Source organism: Tropicimonas aquimaris, from assembly GCF_042676185.1.
Lineage (GTDB): Bacteria > Pseudomonadota > Alphaproteobacteria > Rhodobacterales > Rhodobacteraceae > Tropicimonas > Tropicimonas aquimaris.
Genome location: NZ_JBHTJT010000021.1, coordinates 37,852 through 54,839 on the forward strand (window position 1 = coordinate 37,852; position 16,988 = coordinate 54,839).

Below are 16,988 nucleotides of genomic sequence, written 5' to 3' on the forward strand. Positions count from 1 at the left end.
GCAATTTCTCCCATCCGAGGGACTTGATCGGATGACGAACGATATGTGCGAGTCTGCCGGTCACTCGGCGTCGGATTTCTTGCGTTTGAAGCCTGACGTGATGTTGCCGAAAATGTCCGGCTTGTAGCCGTGCGAGCGCATGATCAGGTACTGCTGGATGAAGGTAATCGTGTTGTTGGTGATCCAGTAGAGCACCAGACCGCTGGCGAAACTGCCGAGCATGAACATGAAGATCCACGGCATCCAGGCAAAGATCATCTGCTGCGTCGGATCCGTGGGCGCCGGGTTCAGCTTCTGCTGCATCCACATCGAGATGCCGAGCAGGATCGGCAGGATGCCGAGCGAGATGATCTGCAGCGCGCCGAGTTCGGGCACTCCCCAGGGAAGCAGGCCGAACAGGTTCAGGATCGACGACGGGTCCGGCGCCGAGAGGTCGCGGATCCAGCCGAGCCAGGGCGCGTGACGCAGTTCGATGGTGACGAATATCACCTTGTAGAGCGAGAAGAAGATCGGGATCTGAAGCAGGATCGGCAGACATCCGGAAGCCGGGTTCACCTTCTCCTTCTTGTAGAGCTCCATCATGTCTTTCTGGAGCTGCATCCGGTCGTCGCCGGCCTTCTCCTTGAGCTTCTCCATTTCCGGCTGAAGCTCTTTCATCTTGGCCATCGAGGAGTACGACTTGTAGGCCAGCGGGAAGAGCAGCGCCTTGATGATGACTGTCAGCGCGATGATCGACCAGCCCATGTTGCCGATCAGCGCGTGCAGGAAGTGCAGCACCTGGAAGATCGGCTTGGTCAGGAAGAAGAACCAGCCCCAGTCGATGGAATCGATGAAGCGATAGACGCCGCCCTCGTTCTGGTAGTCGCGGATCGCCTCCCACTCCTTGGCGCCGGCGAAGAGCCGCGAGGAATGCTCCACCGTCTGGCCGGGGCCGATCTCGACCGTCGGATAGATCGTCTGGGTCTGGTAGATCTGCGACTGGGGCTGGAACAGCATGACCTGCTTGAAGGTCTCGCCGTTGTTGGGGATCAGCGTGGTCATCCAGTACTTGTCGGTGAAGCCGATCCAGCCTTCGGTCACGTCTTCGATCGTTTCGGCCTGGGCGCCCATGGCCGGGTCGACCGCGAAATCCTCGAAGTCGCTGTAATCCTTCTCGGTGAGCGAGCCGTTCGCCATAGAGACGACCCCCTCATGCAGGATGAAGAAGCGGCTGGTCTCGGGCAGGCCGTGCCGGGCGATGATCCCGTAGGGGGCGGCGCGGACGGCGGTTTCGGTCGGGTTCTCGACGGTCTGGGCGATGGTGAACATGTAGTTGGCGTCGATCGACAGCTCGCGCCGGAAGACGAGGCCAGAGGGGCTGTCCCACCGCAAGGACACCGGGGTTTCCGGCGTCAGGGTCTCGCCGTTCTCGATTGTCCAGACCGTGTCTGTGCCAGGCACATCGGCCGGGGTCAGGCCGCCGCCGGGGGCCCAGCCGAAGAGCGCGTAATAGGAGAGCGGGTCGCCGACCGGCTCCAGCAGGCGGACATTGGGCGAGTTGGCGTCGAGCGTCTCGCGGTAGTCGTTCAGCAGAAGGTCGTCGATCCGGCCACCTGCGAGCGAGATCGTCCCAGTCAGGCGCGGTGTCTCGACGGTCAGGCGCGGGGCGTCGGCGGCGGGTGTGACCTCGGTCGTCGCCGTGGTCGCGCCGGGATCGGCGGCCTGCGGAACGGAGGCTATCGGCGTGCCGTTGGCATCGGTCTGGCCAACTGTCTCGGTCGCAACAGGCGGGGTATCGGTCACGGTCGGTTCCGGTGGCGGAAACAGCAGGAACCAGACGAGGATCACGAGAAAGCTGAGCGCGGTGGCGAGAATGAGGTTCTTGTTCTGATCGTCCATCAGGGGATCACCGACGTCCTTTGGTATCCGGGGTTGGCGCCGGTTCAATCCGTCGCGGGCCGAAACGTCAAGCAGATTCCCATTTTTTGAAGACCGCGCGTGGCCGCGACAACCTGGCGAACGTGCGACAGGCTGGCCCGAATGGGCGGGTTCTCAGCTCGTCGGGCGCCCGATCCTCGGGGCGTGGCCGAGTTTCGCGAGATGTCGATCCATCCAGCCCATGGTTTCCTCGAAAGGCATCGGCAGGGCAACGCCGAAGCCCTGGACATGGCCGCACCCCAGTTGGGCCATCATGGCGTGCTCGCCAACGGTCTCGACCCCTTCGGCAAGGGTGTCCAGATCGAGTTGATCGGCAAGCGAGAGGATGGCGGCAATCATCTTCTGCTGGCTCTGATCGGCGTCGACCCGCGCGACAAAGGAGCGGTCGATCTTGATACGGTTGACGGCAAAACGCCGGATGTTTGCGATCGAGGCATGACCGGTTCCGAAATCGTCGAGGTCGATCTGGCAGCCTAGGGTTGCAAGTGCCGCGATATTGGCGGTGATCGTGTCGTTCGAGCTGTCGGCGACCACGGTCTCGAGCACCTCGACGTTGAGCCGGTCCGGGGTCAGGTCGAACCGGTCGAGCTCCCATCTCATCTTGTCCACGAGGCGCGGGTTGCGCAATTCGGCGGCTGTGAAGTTGAGCGCCACGCGGGGCACCCGGTACCCCGCCTTGTCCCACATGCGCAGCGCGGTCAGACTGCTGAACAGCATCACCTCGCCCAGGCGCTCGAGAAGTCCGGCGCTTTCCGCCGCCTCGAGGAAATCCGCCGGCAGAAGGGTGCCGCGGGTGGGATGGTCCCAGCGGGCCAGCGCCTCGAAACCGGACACGAGGCCGGTGTCCGTGGAGATCTGCGGCTGGAACCATGGGCGGATTTCGCCCTGCTCGAAGGCCCGCGCAATCTCCTTCGACAGGGTGTGCCTGTTCTCGATGGCGGCACTCATCTCGCGGGAATAGGCCCTGATCTGAGAGCGGCCGGCGCGGCGGGCCGCGTCCATCGCGATCTCGGCGGCCTCGAGCATCGCCTCTGCCTCCCGTTGTGGTGAACGGCGCGCGAGGCAGAAGCCGATGGAAGCGGAAACGTGGACTGTCGTGGCGTCGAGGCTGATCGGTTCGGCGATCGCCGTCTGGATGCGCTCGCAGACCCGCAGGCCAACCTCCATGTTCGCCTGCCGCACCGGGCCGAGCGCAAGGCCGAAGCGATGTTCGACCAGTCGGGCTGCCACGTCCCCGGGGCGAATGGCGCCGTGGATCCGGTCCGCGGTGCGGCGGAGCACCTCTTCGGTGCCGGCGCTCCCAAGCGCCTCCGCCACCTCGGCGAACTCGTCGAGCTGGATCACGAAGGCGATGGTCGATTGCCCCTGTCCCTCGTAATGCGACAGGAAATCCTGCAGCGTGTCGAGTAGGTGCGTGCGGTTGGCGAGTCCGGTCAGCCCGTCCAGCCGCTCGAAATTGCGGTCCCCCTCGAACAGCCCGCCCAGCATGAGCACCATCGGGAACGTCACCGCGGTGATCATCAGCACGCCCTCTCCGCCGAACCAGTAGCCGCCGAACATCAGCGCCGGGACGAAGGCGAGCGTTTGTGGGCGGATAAAGGCGTGGTTCAGCCGCCGCCGGATCTGGCGTAAGCGGAGTGCGGGCCGTTTCATGCGACATGTTCCTCGGTTTGGCTCTTCGCCGGTCGGGAACGACGCTAGGGGATGCGACTCAGAATCCCCTTAATGCAGATCCGGAATCTCGTTTCAATTTTCGTCGATTTGTCCGGGCCTCCGGGAAAGTCCTTTGAAGTCGAAGAGTTCCGGGTCGAGCAGGTGCGAGGGGCGCGCGTTCATAAGCGCCCGGAACATCTTTTGCCGCCGGCCGGGGTGGTTGGCTTCCCAGCCGTCGATCAGCGCCTTGACCTGCTGGCGCTGCAGCCCGTCCTGGCTACCGCAGAGGTCGCAGGGGATGATCGGGTAGTTCATGGCCCGGGCGAATTTTTCGCAATCCTCCTCGGCCACATGGGCCAGCGGACGATAGACGAACAGGTCGCCTTCCTCGTTCACCAGCTTGGGCGGCATGGTGGCCAGCCGGGAGCCGTGGAAGAGGTTCATGAAGAAGGTCTCGAGGATGTCGTCCCGGTGGTGGCCGAGAACGACCGCCGAGCAGCCTTCCTCGCGGGCGATGCGATAGAGGTTGCCGCGGCGCAGGCGGGAGCAGAGGGCGCAATAGGTGCGCCCCTGGGGCACCTTGTCCATCACGATGGAATAGGTGTCCTGGTATTCGATCCGGTGCGGCACACCCATGCGCTCGAGGAAATCCGGCAGCACCGTCGCCGGGAAACCCGGCTGCCCCTGGTCGAGGTTGCAGGCGAGGATATCGACCGGCAGAAGCCCGCGCCACTTCAGCTCGTAGAGCGCGGCGAGCAGCGTGTAGCTGTCCTTGCCGCCGGACAGGCAGACCAGCCAGCGGGCGTCCCGCTCGATCATGCCATATTGCTCGACCGCCTCGCGCACGTTGCGCACGATGCGTTTGCGAAGCTTCTTGAACTCCGTTGTCGAGGGGGCGCCGTGGAACAGCGGGTGGATATCGTCGAGATCGTCGAACATGGAGCTGCTATGTCAGATACCGCGTGCCGAGGGAAGCCGTGGCAATCAGTCGGGGATCACCTTGCCGGGGTTCATCAGGCCCTGCGGGTCGAGCGCGCCCTTGAGCTGCCGCATCACGGCGAGCGCCACGGGGCTTTTGCGCCGCCGCATGGAGGCGAGCTTGGATTTGCCGATACCGTGCTCCGCCGAGAAGCTGCCGCCGAGGGAAAGGGCCACGTCCTCCACCGCCTCCAGCACCCGGTCGAGCAGCGTGGGATCATCGCGGGATGGCCGGGCGGTGTAGTGGACGTTGCCGTCGCCAAGGTGCGAGACCCAGAGCGCGGTGACCTCGGGGTCGAGCCGACGGAGGCGCTCGGCGATCTGGTCGAGAAACGCCTGCACCGCGTCGACGGGCACCGAGACATCGGCGTTGACGAAGGGTTTGCGGCTGAGCGCGACCTCGGCAACGCCCTCGCGGATCGCCCAGAACGCCTTTCGCTGGGCTGCGTTCACGGCGATGACGGCATCCAGCACCACTCCCTCCTCCATCAACTCACCCAGCATCTCTTCGAGGCGGCTGACGACGGGCAGGGTGCCGTCGGCGCCGGGGGTGGCGTCGCGCGGCGCGGTGGCGCCGATCTCGAGCAGGATGTTGACGGCGTGGGACTCGGCGAAGGGCGCGCGCAGGGAGTCGAAATGGGTGACGATCGCGTCGAGCGTGTCTCCGGGGAGGTATTCGAACGCTTCCACCGCGCCGCCGGTCTCGGATTGCAGCCGGTTCAGCAGGCCGAGCGCGGCGTCGAGCGAGGGCATCGCGATCATCGCGGTGGCATGGGCGACCGGCGCCGGGACGAGCTTCAGCGTTGCGGCGGTAATGATGCCGAGCGTGCCCTCGGCGCCGATGAACAGATCCTTCAGATCGTAGCCGGAATTGTCCTTTTGCAATGCCGTCATCAGGTCCAGCACCTCGCCTGACGGCAGCACGACCTCCAGCCCCAGGCAGAGCCCCCGGGTGGAGCCGTGGCGCAAAACGTTGGACCCGCCGGCATTGGTCGAGAGACAGCCGCCGATCATCGCGGAGCCGCGCGCGCCGAAGGTGAGCGGGAAGGCGAGGCCGTGTGCGGCGGCGGCCGTGTGCAGCGTGTCGAGCACCACGCCGGCCTCCACCACGGCAATGCGGGCGCTGTCGCGGATCTCCCGGATCGCGGACATTCGTTCCAGCGAGATCATCAGCGCCCCCGGCGCGTAAGTGCCGCCGCAGAGCCCGGTATTGCCGCCCACGGGGACCACCGGCGTGCCGGTCCCGGCCGCCAGCCGCACTGCCGCCGCGACTTCCGCCGTCGATCCGGGGCGCAGCACGGCCAACGGTTCGGCAGCATAGACGCCGGTCCAGTCGGTCGCGTAGCGGGCCGTCTCCTCGCCGGTCAGGACATTGGGCGCGCCCAGCACGTCGCGCAGCCGTTCGATCAGGGTCATGCCGCTTTCCTCCCTGCCGCGCCTAGTTCGACGCGGTCTCCACGCGCCCGATCAGCGCTTCCACCCGGGGTCCGAGCGCCTCGACGATCTGCGCCACGCCCTCGGCATTGGGATGCAACCCGTCGGGCTGCATGTACCGGCCCATCGCCTGCGCGTCCGACGGATCGCCGGTGAGCCCCTCGAAGAAACTCGGTGCCAGCAGCGCGCCGAACTCCTCGGCGAGCTCTGGATACATCGTGTCGAAGGCCTGCTTGTAGTCCGGCCCATAATTGCCCGGCGCCTGCATTCCGACTAGCAGGACAGAGACCTCGGCCTCGGAGGCAGCCTCCAGGATGCCCCGCAGGTTGTCGCGGCTGCTGGCCGGGTCGATGCCGCGCAAAAGATCGTTACCGCCAAGCGCCACGATCATCGCGTCGACCTCCGGCGTGAGCGTCCACGCCACTCGCGAAAGCCCGCCTGCCGTGGTGTCGCCCGAGACTCCGGCATTGATCACCGTCACCTCGTGGCCGCGGCCCTCAAGCCAATTCTGCAACTGCGGGACGAAGCCGTCCTCGGGCGGCAGGCCGTAGCCCTGGGTGAGGCTGTCGCCGAGCGCGGCGAGCGTTACCGGTTCCGCCAAGGTGGCTGCGGGCAGGGCCAGGGCAAAGGCAAGGCCAAGCAATGCCTTGTTCGCCCGGGCCAAGGCCCCATATCGAGAACCGTGCACCCAGACGGAGACCCGCCCGATGCCAGACCCGATTCTCTCCCTCAGGGACGTGACCCTTGCGCTCGACGGCAATGCCGGTCGGGTGGAGATCCTGCGGGGCATCTCGCTCGATGTGGCGACGGGCGAGACGCTGGGGCTGATCGGGCCAAGCGGTTCGGGCAAATCCTCTCTCCTCATGCTCATGGGCGGGCTTGAGCGCGCGACCTCCGGAACGATCACGGCGGCCGGCCATGACCTCTCGGCGATGGGCGAGGACGCGCTGGCCCGCTTTCGTCGACATCATATGGGGGTAGTCTTCCAGAGCTTCCATCTGATTCCGACGATGACCGCGCTGGAAAACGTGGCGACGCCTCTGGAACTTGCCGGGGCAGGCGATGCATTCGACCGCGCTGAGCAGGAATTGCGGGCGGTCGGGCTGGGGTATCGGCTGGACCATTACCCCGCACAGCTTTCGGGAGGCGAGCAGCAGCGGGTGGCGCTGGCACGCGCAGCCGCGCCGCGTCCGCGTCTGTTGCTGGCCGACGAGCCCACCGGCAACCTCGACGGCTCCACCGGCGAAGCGATCATGGAACTGCTGTTCGGCCTGCGCGACCGCCATGGCGCGACGCTGGTGCTTGTGACCCATGCGCCGGAGCTGGCGGAGCGCTGCGACCGGGTGCTGCGGCTGGTCGACGGCCGGCTGGACAACGCCGCCGAGGCCGGCACGAGGGCGGCGGAATGAGCCTCGCCACCGCCGCGAAGATCGCCCGGCGGGAGCTGCGCGGCGGGATCTCCGGCTTTCGCGTGTTTCTCGCCTGCCTCGCGCTGGGCGTGGCGGCCATCGCCGCCGTCGGCTCGGTGCGGACCGGGATCGAGGCCGGTCTGGCGCAGGAGGGCGCGGTGCTGCTCGGCGGCGATGCCGAGATGTCCTTTACCTACCGCTATGCCGACGACGCCGAGCGCGCCTGGATGGAGGCGCAGGCGGAGACGATCTCCGAAGTGGTCGACTTCCGGTCCATGGCCGTCGTAGGCGAAGGCGATGGTGAGGAACGCGCGCTGACCCAGGTGAAGGGTGTCGACGCTGCATGGCCGATCTACGGCACAGCCGGGCTCGCCCCCGACATGCCTTTAGAGCAGGCGTTGGCGGTCGAGGGCGGGCTGCCCGGCGGGGTGATGGAGCGAGTGCTGGCGGAGCGGTTGGGGCTCGACACCGGCGACGTGTTCCGCCTTGGCACCCAGGAGTTTCGGCTGGCCGCGATCCTGGAGCGCGAGCCGGACGACGCAGGTGACGGCTTCGGCCTTGGCCCGCGCACGCTGGTCCGGACCGAGGCGCTGGCCAATTCCACCCTGCTGGAACCCGGGACGCTGTTCGAGACCCATTACCGGCTGGCCTTTCCCGAAGGCACCGCCATCGAGGCCGTCAAGACCGAGGCGCGCCGGCTTTTCAGGGACAGCGGCATGCGCTGGCGCGACAGCCGCAACGGCGCGCCGGGCGTGGCGGCTTTCGTCGACCGGCTCGCGGCGTTTCTGGTGCTGGTGGGCCTTGCCGGGCTGGCGGTGGGCGGCGTCGGCGTCTCGGCGGCGGTGCGCGCCTATCTCGATGGCAAGCGCGAGGTGATCGCGGTGCTCAAGACCCTCGGCGCCGACAGCCGCACGATCTTCGCCGCCTACCTGATGCAGATCGGCGCTCTGTCGATCCTTGGCATCGTGCTAGGGCTTGTTCTCGGCGGGCTGGTGCCGCTGATCTTTGCGCCGGTCATCGAGGCGCGCCTGCCGGTGCCCGCGAGCTTCGGGATCTATCCCGGCCCGCTGGCCGAAGCCGCGCTGTACGGCGCGCTGACGGCGCTGATCTTCACCCTCTGGCCGCTCGCGCGCACCGAGGAGGTCCGCGCCGCCTCGCTGTTCCGCGATGCCGTTTCCGGGCGCTGGCGGTTGCCCCGCCCGGCCTTTCTCGTCGTGACCGCCCTGCTGGTGGCGCTGCTGGTCGGCGCGGCGGCGTGGTTCTCGGGCGTGCCGGAACTCGCCTTCTACTCGGCGGCGGGGGTGGCAGGATCGCTGCTGCTTCTGGTGCTGGCCGCCACCGGGATTCGCCTCCTGTCGCGGCGGCTGGCGCGGGCGCGCGCCTTGCGCGGCCGGACCGCGCTGCGGCTGGCGCTCGGCGCGGTCGGCGGGCCGGGGGGCGAGGCGACCTCGGTGGTGCTTTCGCTCGGCCTCGGCCTCACGGTGCTTGCCGCCGTGGGGCAGATCGATTCGAACCTGCGCGGCGCGATTGCCCGCGACCTGCTGGAGGTCGCGCCCTCCTATTTCGTGGTCGACATCCAGCCCGACCAGCTGGACGGATTCCTCGAGAGGGTCGAGGGCGATCCGGGCGTGACCCGTGTCGAGACCGCGCCGATGCTGCGCGGGATCATTACCCGCATCAACGGCCAGCCGGCGCGCGAGGCGGTGGGCGACCACTGGGTGCTGCGCGGCGACCGGGGCGTGACCTACTCGGCTCGGCCCACGGAGCAGACCACCGTCACAGCCGGGGAATGGTGGCCGGAGGATTACACCGGCCCGAACCAGGTCAGCTTCGCCGCCGAGGAGGCCGAGGAGATGGGCCTGCAACTCGGCGACGCGATCACCGTCAACATCCTTGGCCGGGACATCGACGCCGAGATCACCAGCTTCCGCGAGGTCGATTTTTCGACCGCCGGCATCGGTTTCATCCTGTCGATGAACCCGGCCGCGCTGGCCGGCGCGCCGCACAGCCACATCGCGACGATCTATGCCGCGCCGGAGGCCGAGGCCGCGATCCTGCGCGATCTGGCCCGAAGCTATCCCAACATCACCGCGATCCGGGTGCGCGATGCCATCGACCGGGTGACCGAGGTGCTGGCCGGGATCGCGGCCGCCATCACCTATGGCGCGGCGGCGACGCTGGTGACGGGCGTGATCGTCCTCATCGGTGCGGCGGCGGCGGGCGAGCGGATGCGGGTGTTCGAATCGGCGGTGCTCAAGACGGTCGGCGCGGCGCGCGGCCAGATCCTCGGCTATTTCGCAATCCGCTCTGCACTGCTCGGGGCGGCGGCGGGGATCGTGGCGATCTTCTGTGGCGGGCTCTCCGGCTGGGCGGTGACGACCTTCGTGATGGAAACCGACTACGCCTTCGAGCTGGTCTCGGCCCTGCTGATCGTCACCGGCGGCGTGCTGGCGACCTTGCTCGCCGGGCTCGCCTTTGCCTGGCGGCCGCTCGCGGCGCGGCCCGCGCGGGTGCTGCGAGCGCGGGAATAACCTGCCGCGACTCGCTTCTCAGGCATTCGCGTGCCGTTCGGTGGTTTCGGAGGCCCATGACTGACGACTTGTGCGCTCGCCAGGGCTAACGCGAGGGGAGCCTTTCTCCGGGCGCAGGAAAAACGCGACCGAGCGGCGATCCCCGCGCGGAGGCAGAACCCGGTGCAGCGGGGCGGAATACCGGCCTCCGGACCATTCCTGCAGGCAGGCGCCGACATTCACCACGATCACGCCCGGCACATGCGGCACGTCGATCCAGTCGTCTTGCTCTGCGGACCAGACCTGCAGCCCCGGCTCTCCATCTGTCAGCAGCAGCGTCAGAGCTCCCTGGTCGACATGCGCCCCGGCTCCCATCTCGCCCGCGAGCCCGCGAGCCCGCGCGACGGCGGGTAATGTATCAGGCGCAGACTCGCGTCCGGCTTGCGGAACCGCGCGTCGAACCAGCCCTCGGGAAAGCCGAGATCGGCGGCGATGGCGCGGTGCAGCGCCAGCGACAGCGCCTGCGCGGCGTTGAAGTAGTTCAGCATGATTTCGCGGAACTCGGGCAGGTCGGGCCAGACATTGGTGCCGCGATAGGGGGTTCCCCAACGCATCTGCGGCGCGGCACCAGGTGTTTCCGGCCCGATCCCGAAGGATTCCCGGCGGTCAGGGTGCGGATTGTCCGCCGTGCTGCTTTCGGTGCCGATCTTGGACCAGCCGCGATCCTTGGGCCGAGAAGGCAGGGAAAGGGTCCGTTTTTCGGCTTCCGTGAGCTCGAAAAGCTCACCAGCCGCGGCAAATGTCGCCGAGACAAGCGCGGGATCGATCCGATGGCCGGTCAGAAGGAAGAACCCAGGTGTCTTGCAGGCCGCGCCCAGATCCGCCAGAAAACCGGCCCGGTCGCGCCCGGTCGAGAAACGCTGCCAGTCAAGTGTCGGGATCATTCGGTAGCCTCCTCTATCCGCAATAGGACCTGACGCACGTTAGACAGCGTGTGGCGGCGGGCAGGAAGGGAGTTGTCCTACCCGCCGCATTCGGTCAGTCGTCTCTATCGGAGGTCCACTGACGCGTTGTCCTCGTACGCACCAAGTCTGTGACTCCACGGTAGCGCGAACGGCGCGAATTGAGGCAATCGGAATGTCTCCGAGCCTCGAAGGAATTTTCGCATGGCATTCAAGTTGTGCAGTCGCGACCTTGTATGGCGCGCGCATTGGGCGATGTTTGTCCCGCGTCTGGGGCAGGACCGCTTTTGTCCGCGTTTAAGCTACGCTAGACAGCACAAACATGGCCCATGACCTGCCCGATCTTTCCCATCCGCTGAGTCTGCCGTTCGACACGGTAATCGACGTGCGCTCTCCCGCCGAATTCGCCGAGGATCACGTGCCCGGCGCGATCTCGCTTCCAGTCCTGTCGAACGAGGAACGGGCCGTCGTCGGCACGATTTACAAGCAGGAGAGCCCATTCCGCGCCCGCAAGGTTGGCGCCGCGCTGGTCGCGCGCAATGCGGCCGGCCATATCGAGGGTCCGCTGGCGGAGAAGGACGGCGGCTGGCGGCCGCTGGTCTATTGCTGGCGGGGCGGGCAGCGCTCGAATTCCTTCGCCTCGATCCTGAGCCAGATCGGGTGGCGCGCCGACGTGCTCAAGGGCGGCTACCAGAGCTACCGCCGCGCGGTCGTCGCCACGCTCTATGACCGGCCGCTGCCGCACCGGCTGGTGCTGATCGACGGTGACACGGGCACCGCCAAGACCGAACTGCTGCACATGGTGGCGGCGCGCGGCGGGCAGGTGCTGGACCTCGAGGGGCTGGCCAATCACCGCGGCTCGGTGCTGGGGCCGCGCCCTGGCGGCCAGCCCAGCCAGAAGATGCTCGAAAGCCGGTTGGTCGAGGCGCTCGCCGCGCTCGACCCTGCCCGCCCCGTGCTGGTGGAGGCCGAGAGCAGCAAGGTGGGCGACCTGCTGGTGCCGCCGTCCATCTGGAGCGCGATGCGCGCCGCCCGCCGCATCCGGATGCAGGCAAGTGTGGAGGACCGCGCCCGCTATCTTGCGCGGGCCTATTCCGACATCTCGCAGGATCGGGAGGACCTCAAACGCATCCTGGGGCAGCTTGTCCGTCTGCAAGGCCGCGAGCGGGTCGCCGAATGGCAGGGGATGGTCGATGCCGGCGCTTTCGAGGCGCTGGCCTTCGAACTGGTCACGCGCCATTACGACAGCCGCTATGCCAAGTCCCGCAGCGACGCGGGCGAACCGGCGGCGCGGCTCGATATTGCGCTCGACCCCGACGGGCTGGCGCGGGCCGCCGACCGTTTGGTGCCGCTGCTTGATGAGGTCGCGGGGCTTACAGAACTGCAATGAACGGCGGACCCGTCACGATGCGACCGATGCGGGCGGCGGCGAAGCCCGCCTCGACCAGCGCGGCGAGCAGCTCGGTGGCATCGGCCTCGGGCACCGCCGCGAGTAGCCCGCCCGCCGTCTGAGGGTCGAACATCAGGTCGGCGCGCGGACCGTCCGGCAGGACCATCCGCTCCGCTACCTCGCGGTTGGCCGGGAACAGCGTGGAACGCACCCCGGCGGCGGCCAGCTCTTCGGCATCCCGGTAGATCGGCACCGCGTCGAGCGTGATCTCGGCGCCGACGCCCGAGGCCTCGCAGATCCCCATCAGGTGCCCGGCGAGGCCGAAGCCAGTGACGTCGGTCATCGCATGGGCACCGTGCAGGATCGCGGCCGCCGCGCCCTGCGGCTGTGCCATCGAGGCCAGCGTCGCCAGCACGTCGCGCCCCTGCGCCTTGCCCTGCATCTCGCCGGCCAGGACCGTTCCCGAGCCGACTGGCTTGGTTAGCAGCAGCACATCGCCGGGCTGCGCGCCCGCCAGCGTGATCGGCCTTTCCGACGCGAGCCCGGTGAGGGTGAAGCCCACCGTCAGCTCCGCGCCGACGCTTGTGTGCCCGCCCACAAGTTCCGCGCCCTCGGACCGGAACACCTCCGAGGCGGTGTCGAGGATCTCGCGCAGTGTCGCCTCCTGCATTTCGTCGCGCATCCGGGGCAGGGTAATGCTGGCCAGCGCCGCCTGCGGCCGGGCGCCCATCGCCCAGATGTCGCCGAGCGCGTGAACCGCGGTGATGCGGGCCAGCGCGACCGGATCCTCGGTGAAGGCGCGGATATGATCGGTGGTCAGCACCTGCCGCGCGTCGCCGAACGCCAGCACCGCCGCGTCGTCGCCGGGCAACGAGAGCACGTCGGACCGCTCGGGCGGCGGCAAGCCCGCCAGCGCCGCACGGAGCCGCGCCCCCGCCACCTTGGCCCCACAGCCACCGCAAAGCGGCTTGTCTCCCAGCACGGCCTCGACGCCCTTCGCATGGACAGGCGGCAACGGCGGCGGCGCCATCGCCGGCAGGTCATGAAACTTGCGCATGAAACTGCGGTCGATGTGGTCCTTCCAGCGCCAGAGCCAGCCGCCCGAGACGGTGATGCCGTTCTTGTCGGCCACCGCTTCCTTGCCGCCCATGGAGATCAGCTTGAGGTAGTCCTTCTGGGGCCGGAAGCGCTGGGGCCGGGTCCCGGCAAGTTCCGCGCGCAGGTTGGCGAACAAGATTGGCGCGGCGCGCACCGCGTAGACCCCGGCCTTGGGGCGCGGCGCGAACCCGAGATGGGCGCAATCCCCGCAGGCAAAGATCGCCGGGTCCGAGACGCTCCGCAGCGATGCATCGACGGTGATGTAGCCCTCGTGAAGGTCGAGTCCGGTGTCCTCGATCCAGCCATGGGGCCGCGCCCCGGCAACCCCCAGCGTGAAACCGGAGGGAAGCGTGGTACCATCCCCGAACCGGACCGCGTCCCGCGCGACCTCGGCCACCTCGACACGTTCATGGAGCGCGACGTTTTCATGTGCGAGACGGTCGAGCAGAAGGTTGCGCGTCCGTCGCGGCATCCCGTCGAGCGCCGATCCGGCATCGACCAGCCCCAGCCGCGGCTTGGCGCCAAGGGTTCGCAGCCGATGGCTCATCGCCAGCGCCAACTCCACCCCTGCCACGCCCGCGCCAATCACGCAGGTCTCCGGCGCCGCATCACCAGACGCGACCACCGCGCACCAGTCGCGCCAGGCCTCCGCGAACCGGTCGAGCGGCTTTGCGGCGATCCCGTGCTCGGCGAACCCGGGCAGGTCCGGCATCCGGGTGTGGATGCCGATGTCGATGGAACAGATGTCGTAGCGGACGTCGGGGTGGCCGGCGAGCTTCACTCGCCGCGCCTCCCGGTCGATGTCGACAGCCGCTCCGGCCACGATCCGCGCACCGGCAAAGCGCGCCAGCTTCACCAGGTCGATCTCCAGTTCATCGAGCCCGTAATGCCCGGCCACATACCCCGGAAGCATCCCGGAATAGGGCGCGGTGGGGCCCGGGTTGATCAGCGTCACGCGCACGCCCGGCAGCGGGCGCATCCCCCACATGCGCAGGACCAGCGCATGGGTGTGCCCTCCACCGATCAGGACGAGGTCGCGGGTCAGGGGCAGGGCGGCGTGCATGGGCTCTCCTCGGGCTTCGGCGCATATCAAGCGAAGCCTGGTTCAAAGGTAAAGGGCAACCCGCGCAACGCCCGTCCGGCAGTGCCGGAAAATGGGCCGAATCCGCTTGACGCCCCGCGCCCCGTCAATTAAGTCCCGCCCACGCTTCGGGGCGGAGTAGCTCAGTTGGTTAGAGCAGCGGAATCATAATCCGCGTGTCGGGGGTTCAAGTCCCTCCTCCGCTACCAAGTTTTCTGTAAAGAAATAATAATTTCAATTAGTTGTGCTGCGCTCGGTGCGGCGGCAACCATTAATCCTACCATACTTGCTTTCGGAATTTCCTTTGTTCGTGCGCCCAACAGTGCCGGAGGTGCCGCCTCTCAGTCCCTCCTGAAGGGCACCACATTCTCTCCACCATAGAGGAACCCGCTGGCGCCTTCCTCTTCTAATGCTGTGAGCGCGGCTTCCAACGCCTCCGAGTCGGTCGGGAACTCATCGTCCTAAACGTGGGACGCTCCCTCTTCGTCCACGACTTCAAGCGTCCAGTAAGTGCTTGCCTCAAGCCGATAGATTTCGATGTCAAATGGGTGACCGTCGACAACAACCGTCTGGCTCTTGCCAGATGTCACCAAGTTAGCAATCTCTTCCATCGGTCCCTCCCGGCATGCGTCCTGCCAAATACCGTTACGGCAATCGGCGAATGGCCCGCAAGAGGAGCGCACGGAATGGTCATAGCATGCCACAGAATCGTCATGGCTCCGTCGCGGTGTCCTGCTATCCGACCGTCTCTTAAGGTTCGGAGCAACGTCATGATGATCGAAGTGACGCATGACAAACAGGGGTATTTGGTCACCCATCGAAATGGTGGGCGTGAAACGCTGGGGGCGGTTCGGTTTTGCGAGAGGGGCGACGCTGAAGATTTCGCCCAACTCTGGCGAGAGTGGCTGGGCGCCCAGTTGAAGGTTGCAACCGATCAGGCCGAACTTGGAGATATCAAACCGGAATAGCTGGCAACGCAACATGTCTCCGGATTGCCGCCAGGAATGTAGACACAACCGTCAGCCACGATCGGACGTCACTACGAGGCGGGACGCGCCACCTCCAGTGGACCTAGCCGGCTTTTAAGGCTTGCTTCATTTCCTCATAGATCGTTGGCATCTGGGTCAAGCAAGATGACCCTGCGGCCCTGAATGTGGTCCTGGTCAGAGATTAACTCGCCGTCCGTTCCAATCCGGTTGGCGAGTACCACCAGCCAAACATTGTCCGTCCGCTCTTCCACTCGTTCGATCCTGCCGCGAAGCCTCATCCAATCATCCTTTCCAGGGTTTCGTCGCTCACCGAGATTGTCTCTGCCAGTTCTTTGGCGACACGCTCATCGGCGGCGGCCATTGCCACCATCAGTTCCGCATCCGTCATTTCCTCGACGGGCTTGTTGACCGCTTTCATCGCATACACGCGCCGCCTGAACTTGTCGGCTGTCTCGCCGGCCTCTCGTTTGATCTGGCCAAATTGCGAACCGACGATGGTGGCAAGGCTGGGCTCGGTGCCGTCGTGATCCACAAAGTTCACGAAGACGACGTCTGGGAGTTGGGTATTGATTGGACTTCGTCGCTCCAGGTTTGTCAGTCGATGCTTGAGTGCCATTGCTCGCTCTCCCACTGATCGTCATCTTCAAGCACTACTCCGCCAGCGGCATAGGCTGCATCGCGTTCCCTGTCGCTCATGTATTCGGTCATGTTACGGCCTCCGGTTCTGCCATGGAGAATACGTCGTCAGGCAGCAGTCCGACGTCTCTGAGACCTCGGGCACGCAGATCCACCATGGCCCGAAAAGTCTTGCCGGGTACGCCGCTGAGTGCGCTGAGTTCCTTGCACTTCGCCCACAGCGCGAAGTTGTGTTCTGCCGCTCCCAGCTCGTGGTGGCACATTGCTGCAATGGTGATGGGCGGCTGCCGTTCACACCATGCTGGCGTCATGTCCTCGCCGATAGTTCGCTCTGCGATGCGCGCCAGTTTAGCTCCAAGTTCTGCACGAACACCCGATCCGGCGTCGACGGCGCTCGCCTGCCTCGTCCGTTCGAGCTTCATCAGTCGATCAGCGAGCCCCATTCTGCTCCTCCAGCGCCACGATGCGCGCTTCCAGTTCGGTGGTTTCCAACGTCTTCCTGTAGCCTTCAATGAGAGCCATTACCGAAGCACCTTCCAATGGGGTTATCTCGCCCTCGGAAACTCCCCGCAGCACCGCTTGAGCCGCGGCTGCGGCGTCCAGGGCGGTATCCATGGGCGGAAGGTCGAAGGAGACCGGGGAGTCCTTCCTGATCGGCGCTATGCGCTCCAGACACAGACGCAAGGCCGTTGCGTCACCTTCCAGTGCCCTCTCAACCGCCTTGCGAGTGAGCGCCTCGGCATCGTTGCCGAGGATTGCTTCGACCGCTCTCGTCACCTTGTGGCGTGCGCCCTTCGGTCGGCCTGGGTTCCCCGGGGCGAACTTGCCGCTTGCGTCGGTGTACGTATTGCCCGCGTTGTTTCGCTTCATTGCCCTGCTCAACTACAACGATCTAATGGTATTATAATACCCCATGTGACGTTGTGAGAAA

General features: G+C 66.5%; 16 protein-coding genes and 1 tRNA gene. 5 read left to right on the plus strand and 12 right to left on the minus strand.

The window, feature by feature from the left end:
• Positions 1 to 60 precede the first annotated feature (60 nt).
• The 5 genes from yidC to ACFQ2S_RS12125 form a co-directional block, all read right to left on the minus strand.
• Entirely contained in the window at positions 61 to 1,878 is a 1,818-nt protein-coding gene (gene yidC / locus ACFQ2S_RS12105) for a membrane protein insertase YidC (RefSeq protein WP_386074779.1), read from the minus strand.
• Between the two features lie 153 nt (positions 1,879 to 2,031).
• Entirely contained in the window at positions 2,032 to 3,570 is a 1,539-nt protein-coding gene (locus ACFQ2S_RS12110) for a putative bifunctional diguanylate cyclase/phosphodiesterase (RefSeq protein WP_386074780.1), read from the minus strand.
• A gap of 93 nt (positions 3,571 to 3,663) precedes the next feature.
• Complete coding sequence (gene ttcA / locus ACFQ2S_RS12115; protein ID WP_386074782.1) at positions 3,664 to 4,509, minus strand: tRNA 2-thiocytidine(32) synthetase TtcA; 846 nt, start codon at positions 4,507 to 4,509, stop codon at positions 3,664 to 3,666.
• A 45-nt stretch (positions 4,510 to 4,554) separates the two neighbouring features.
• Positions 4,555 to 5,964 carry an FAD-binding oxidoreductase gene (locus ACFQ2S_RS12120; RefSeq protein WP_386074784.1) on the minus strand — a complete coding sequence of 470 codons (1,410 nt, stop codon included), beginning with the start codon at positions 5,962 to 5,964 and terminating at the stop codon, positions 4,555 to 4,557.
• Between the two features lie 22 nt (positions 5,965 to 5,986).
• Positions 5,987 to 6,646: an arylesterase gene (locus tag ACFQ2S_RS12125; RefSeq protein ID WP_386074785.1), complete on the minus strand. Its 660-nt coding sequence runs from the start codon at positions 6,644 to 6,646 to the stop codon at positions 5,987 to 5,989.
• Positions 6,647 to 6,689: 43 nt separating this feature from the next.
• On the opposite strand from ACFQ2S_RS12125, the gene ACFQ2S_RS12130 reads away from it, so the two are divergent.
• Complete coding sequence (locus tag ACFQ2S_RS12130) at positions 6,690 to 7,391, plus strand: ABC transporter ATP-binding protein (RefSeq protein WP_386074786.1); 702 nt, start codon at positions 6,690 to 6,692, stop codon at positions 7,389 to 7,391.
• Positions 7,388 to 9,922: an ABC transporter permease gene (locus ACFQ2S_RS12135; protein ID WP_386074788.1), complete on the plus strand. Its 2,535-nt coding sequence runs from the start codon at positions 7,388 to 7,390 to the stop codon at positions 9,920 to 9,922. Before ACFQ2S_RS12130 ends, ACFQ2S_RS12135 begins: the two co-directional genes overlap by 4 nt.
• A gap of 18 nt (positions 9,923 to 9,940) precedes the next feature.
• Here the strand turns inward: ACFQ2S_RS12135 and ACFQ2S_RS12140 are convergent, their stop codons facing one another.
• Positions 9,941 to 10,276 (minus strand): 2OG-Fe(II) oxygenase family protein, encoded by a 336-nt coding sequence (locus ACFQ2S_RS12140; RefSeq protein WP_386074790.1) that lies wholly within the window; start codon positions 10,274 to 10,276, stop codon positions 9,941 to 9,943.
• The gene (locus ACFQ2S_RS12145; RefSeq protein WP_386074792.1) at positions 10,240 to 10,845 is read right to left on the minus strand and encodes a 2-oxoglutarate and iron-dependent oxygenase domain-containing protein; all 606 of its coding nucleotides are present in this window, start codon (positions 10,843 to 10,845) and stop codon (positions 10,240 to 10,242) included. The genes ACFQ2S_RS12140 and ACFQ2S_RS12145 overlap by 37 nt, the downstream gene beginning before the upstream one ends.
• A 340-nt stretch (positions 10,846 to 11,185) precedes the next feature.
• On the opposite strand from ACFQ2S_RS12145, the gene mnmH reads away from it, so the two are divergent.
• Positions 11,186 to 12,253, plus strand: a complete 1,068-nt coding sequence (gene mnmH / locus ACFQ2S_RS12150; RefSeq protein WP_386074794.1) for a tRNA 2-selenouridine(34) synthase MnmH — start codon at positions 11,186 to 11,188, stop codon at positions 12,251 to 12,253.
• Here mnmH and selD read toward each other — a convergent pair.
• Positions 12,237 to 14,414, minus strand: coding sequence for a selenide, water dikinase SelD (gene selD / locus ACFQ2S_RS12155; protein ID WP_386074796.1), 2,178 nt, complete (start codon positions 14,412 to 14,414; stop codon positions 12,237 to 12,239). The genes mnmH and selD overlap by 17 nt on opposite strands.
• A 150-nt stretch (positions 14,415 to 14,564) precedes the next feature.
• Here selD and ACFQ2S_RS12160 point away from each other — a divergent pair.
• Positions 14,565 to 14,641 (plus strand) — tRNA-Met (locus ACFQ2S_RS12160).
• 252 nt (positions 14,642 to 14,893) lie between these two features.
• Here the strand turns inward: ACFQ2S_RS12160 and ACFQ2S_RS12165 are convergent.
• Entirely contained in the window at positions 14,894 to 15,043 is a 150-nt protein-coding gene (locus ACFQ2S_RS12165; RefSeq protein WP_386074798.1) for a hypothetical protein, read from the minus strand.
• Positions 15,044 to 15,202: 159 nt separating this feature from the next.
• On the opposite strand from ACFQ2S_RS12165, the gene ACFQ2S_RS12170 reads away from it, so the two are divergent.
• Positions 15,203 to 15,400 (plus strand): hypothetical protein, encoded by a 198-nt coding sequence (locus ACFQ2S_RS12170; protein ID WP_386074800.1) that lies wholly within the window; start codon positions 15,203 to 15,205, stop codon positions 15,398 to 15,400.
• A gap of 295 nt (positions 15,401 to 15,695) precedes the next feature.
• Here ACFQ2S_RS12170 and ACFQ2S_RS12175 read toward each other — a convergent pair whose 3' ends face one another.
• The 3 genes from ACFQ2S_RS12175 to ACFQ2S_RS12185 all read right to left on the minus strand — a co-directional run bounded on the left by ACFQ2S_RS12175 (position 15,696) and on the right by ACFQ2S_RS12185 (position 16,927).
• Complete coding sequence (locus ACFQ2S_RS12175) at positions 15,696 to 16,037, minus strand: hypothetical protein (RefSeq protein WP_386074802.1); 342 nt, start codon at positions 16,035 to 16,037, stop codon at positions 15,696 to 15,698.
• Between the two features lie 88 nt (positions 16,038 to 16,125).
• Positions 16,126 to 16,500, minus strand: coding sequence for a hypothetical protein (locus tag ACFQ2S_RS12180; protein ID WP_386074804.1), 375 nt, complete (start codon positions 16,498 to 16,500; stop codon positions 16,126 to 16,128).
• A complete protein-coding gene (locus ACFQ2S_RS12185; protein ID WP_386074805.1) occupies positions 16,487 to 16,927 on the minus strand; it encodes a DUF5681 domain-containing protein in 441 nt (146 codons plus the stop codon). The genes ACFQ2S_RS12180 and ACFQ2S_RS12185 overlap by 14 nt, the downstream gene beginning before the upstream one ends.
• Positions 16,928 to 16,988: the final 61 nt, after the last annotated feature.

Excerpts from the sequence above, each read along its gene's own strand:
- yidC (WP_386074779.1), bottom strand. The coding sequence starts at position 1,878 with ATGGACGATCAGAACAAGAACCTCATTCTCGCCACCGCGCTCAGCTTT.
- ACFQ2S_RS12110 (WP_386074780.1), bottom strand. The coding sequence starts at position 3,570 with ATGAAACGGCCCGCACTCCGCTTACGCCAGATCCGGCGGCGGCTGAAC.
- ttcA (WP_386074782.1), bottom strand. The coding sequence starts at position 4,509 with ATGTTCGACGATCTCGACGATATCCACCCGCTGTTCCACGGCGCCCCC.
- ACFQ2S_RS12120 (WP_386074784.1), bottom strand. The coding sequence starts at position 5,964 with ATGACCCTGATCGAACGGCTGCGCGACGTGCTGGGCGCGCCCAATGTC.
- ACFQ2S_RS12130 (WP_386074786.1), top strand. The coding sequence starts at position 6,690 with ATGCCAGACCCGATTCTCTCCCTCAGGGACGTGACCCTTGCGCTCGAC.
- ACFQ2S_RS12135 (WP_386074788.1), top strand. The coding sequence starts at position 7,388 with ATGAGCCTCGCCACCGCCGCGAAGATCGCCCGGCGGGAGCTGCGCGGC.
- ACFQ2S_RS12140 (WP_386074790.1), bottom strand. The coding sequence starts at position 10,276 with ATGGGAGCCGGGGCGCATGTCGACCAGGGAGCTCTGACGCTGCTGCTG.
- ACFQ2S_RS12145 (WP_386074792.1), bottom strand. The coding sequence starts at position 10,845 with ATGATCCCGACACTTGACTGGCAGCGTTTCTCGACCGGGCGCGACCGG.
- mnmH (WP_386074794.1), top strand. The coding sequence starts at position 11,186 with ATGGCCCATGACCTGCCCGATCTTTCCCATCCGCTGAGTCTGCCGTTC.
- selD (WP_386074796.1), bottom strand. The coding sequence starts at position 14,414 with ATGCACGCCGCCCTGCCCCTGACCCGCGACCTCGTCCTGATCGGTGGA.
- ACFQ2S_RS12165 (WP_386074798.1), bottom strand. The coding sequence starts at position 15,043 with ATGGAAGAGATTGCTAACTTGGTGACATCTGGCAAGAGCCAGACGGTT.
- ACFQ2S_RS12170 (WP_386074800.1), top strand. The coding sequence starts at position 15,203 with ATGATGATCGAAGTGACGCATGACAAACAGGGGTATTTGGTCACCCAT.
- ACFQ2S_RS12175 (WP_386074802.1), bottom strand. The coding sequence starts at position 16,037 with ATGGCACTCAAGCATCGACTGACAAACCTGGAGCGACGAAGTCCAATC.
- ACFQ2S_RS12180 (WP_386074804.1), bottom strand. The coding sequence starts at position 16,500 with ATGGGGCTCGCTGATCGACTGATGAAGCTCGAACGGACGAGGCAGGCG.
- ACFQ2S_RS12185 (WP_386074805.1), bottom strand. The coding sequence starts at position 16,927 with ATGAAGCGAAACAACGCGGGCAATACGTACACCGACGCAAGCGGCAAG.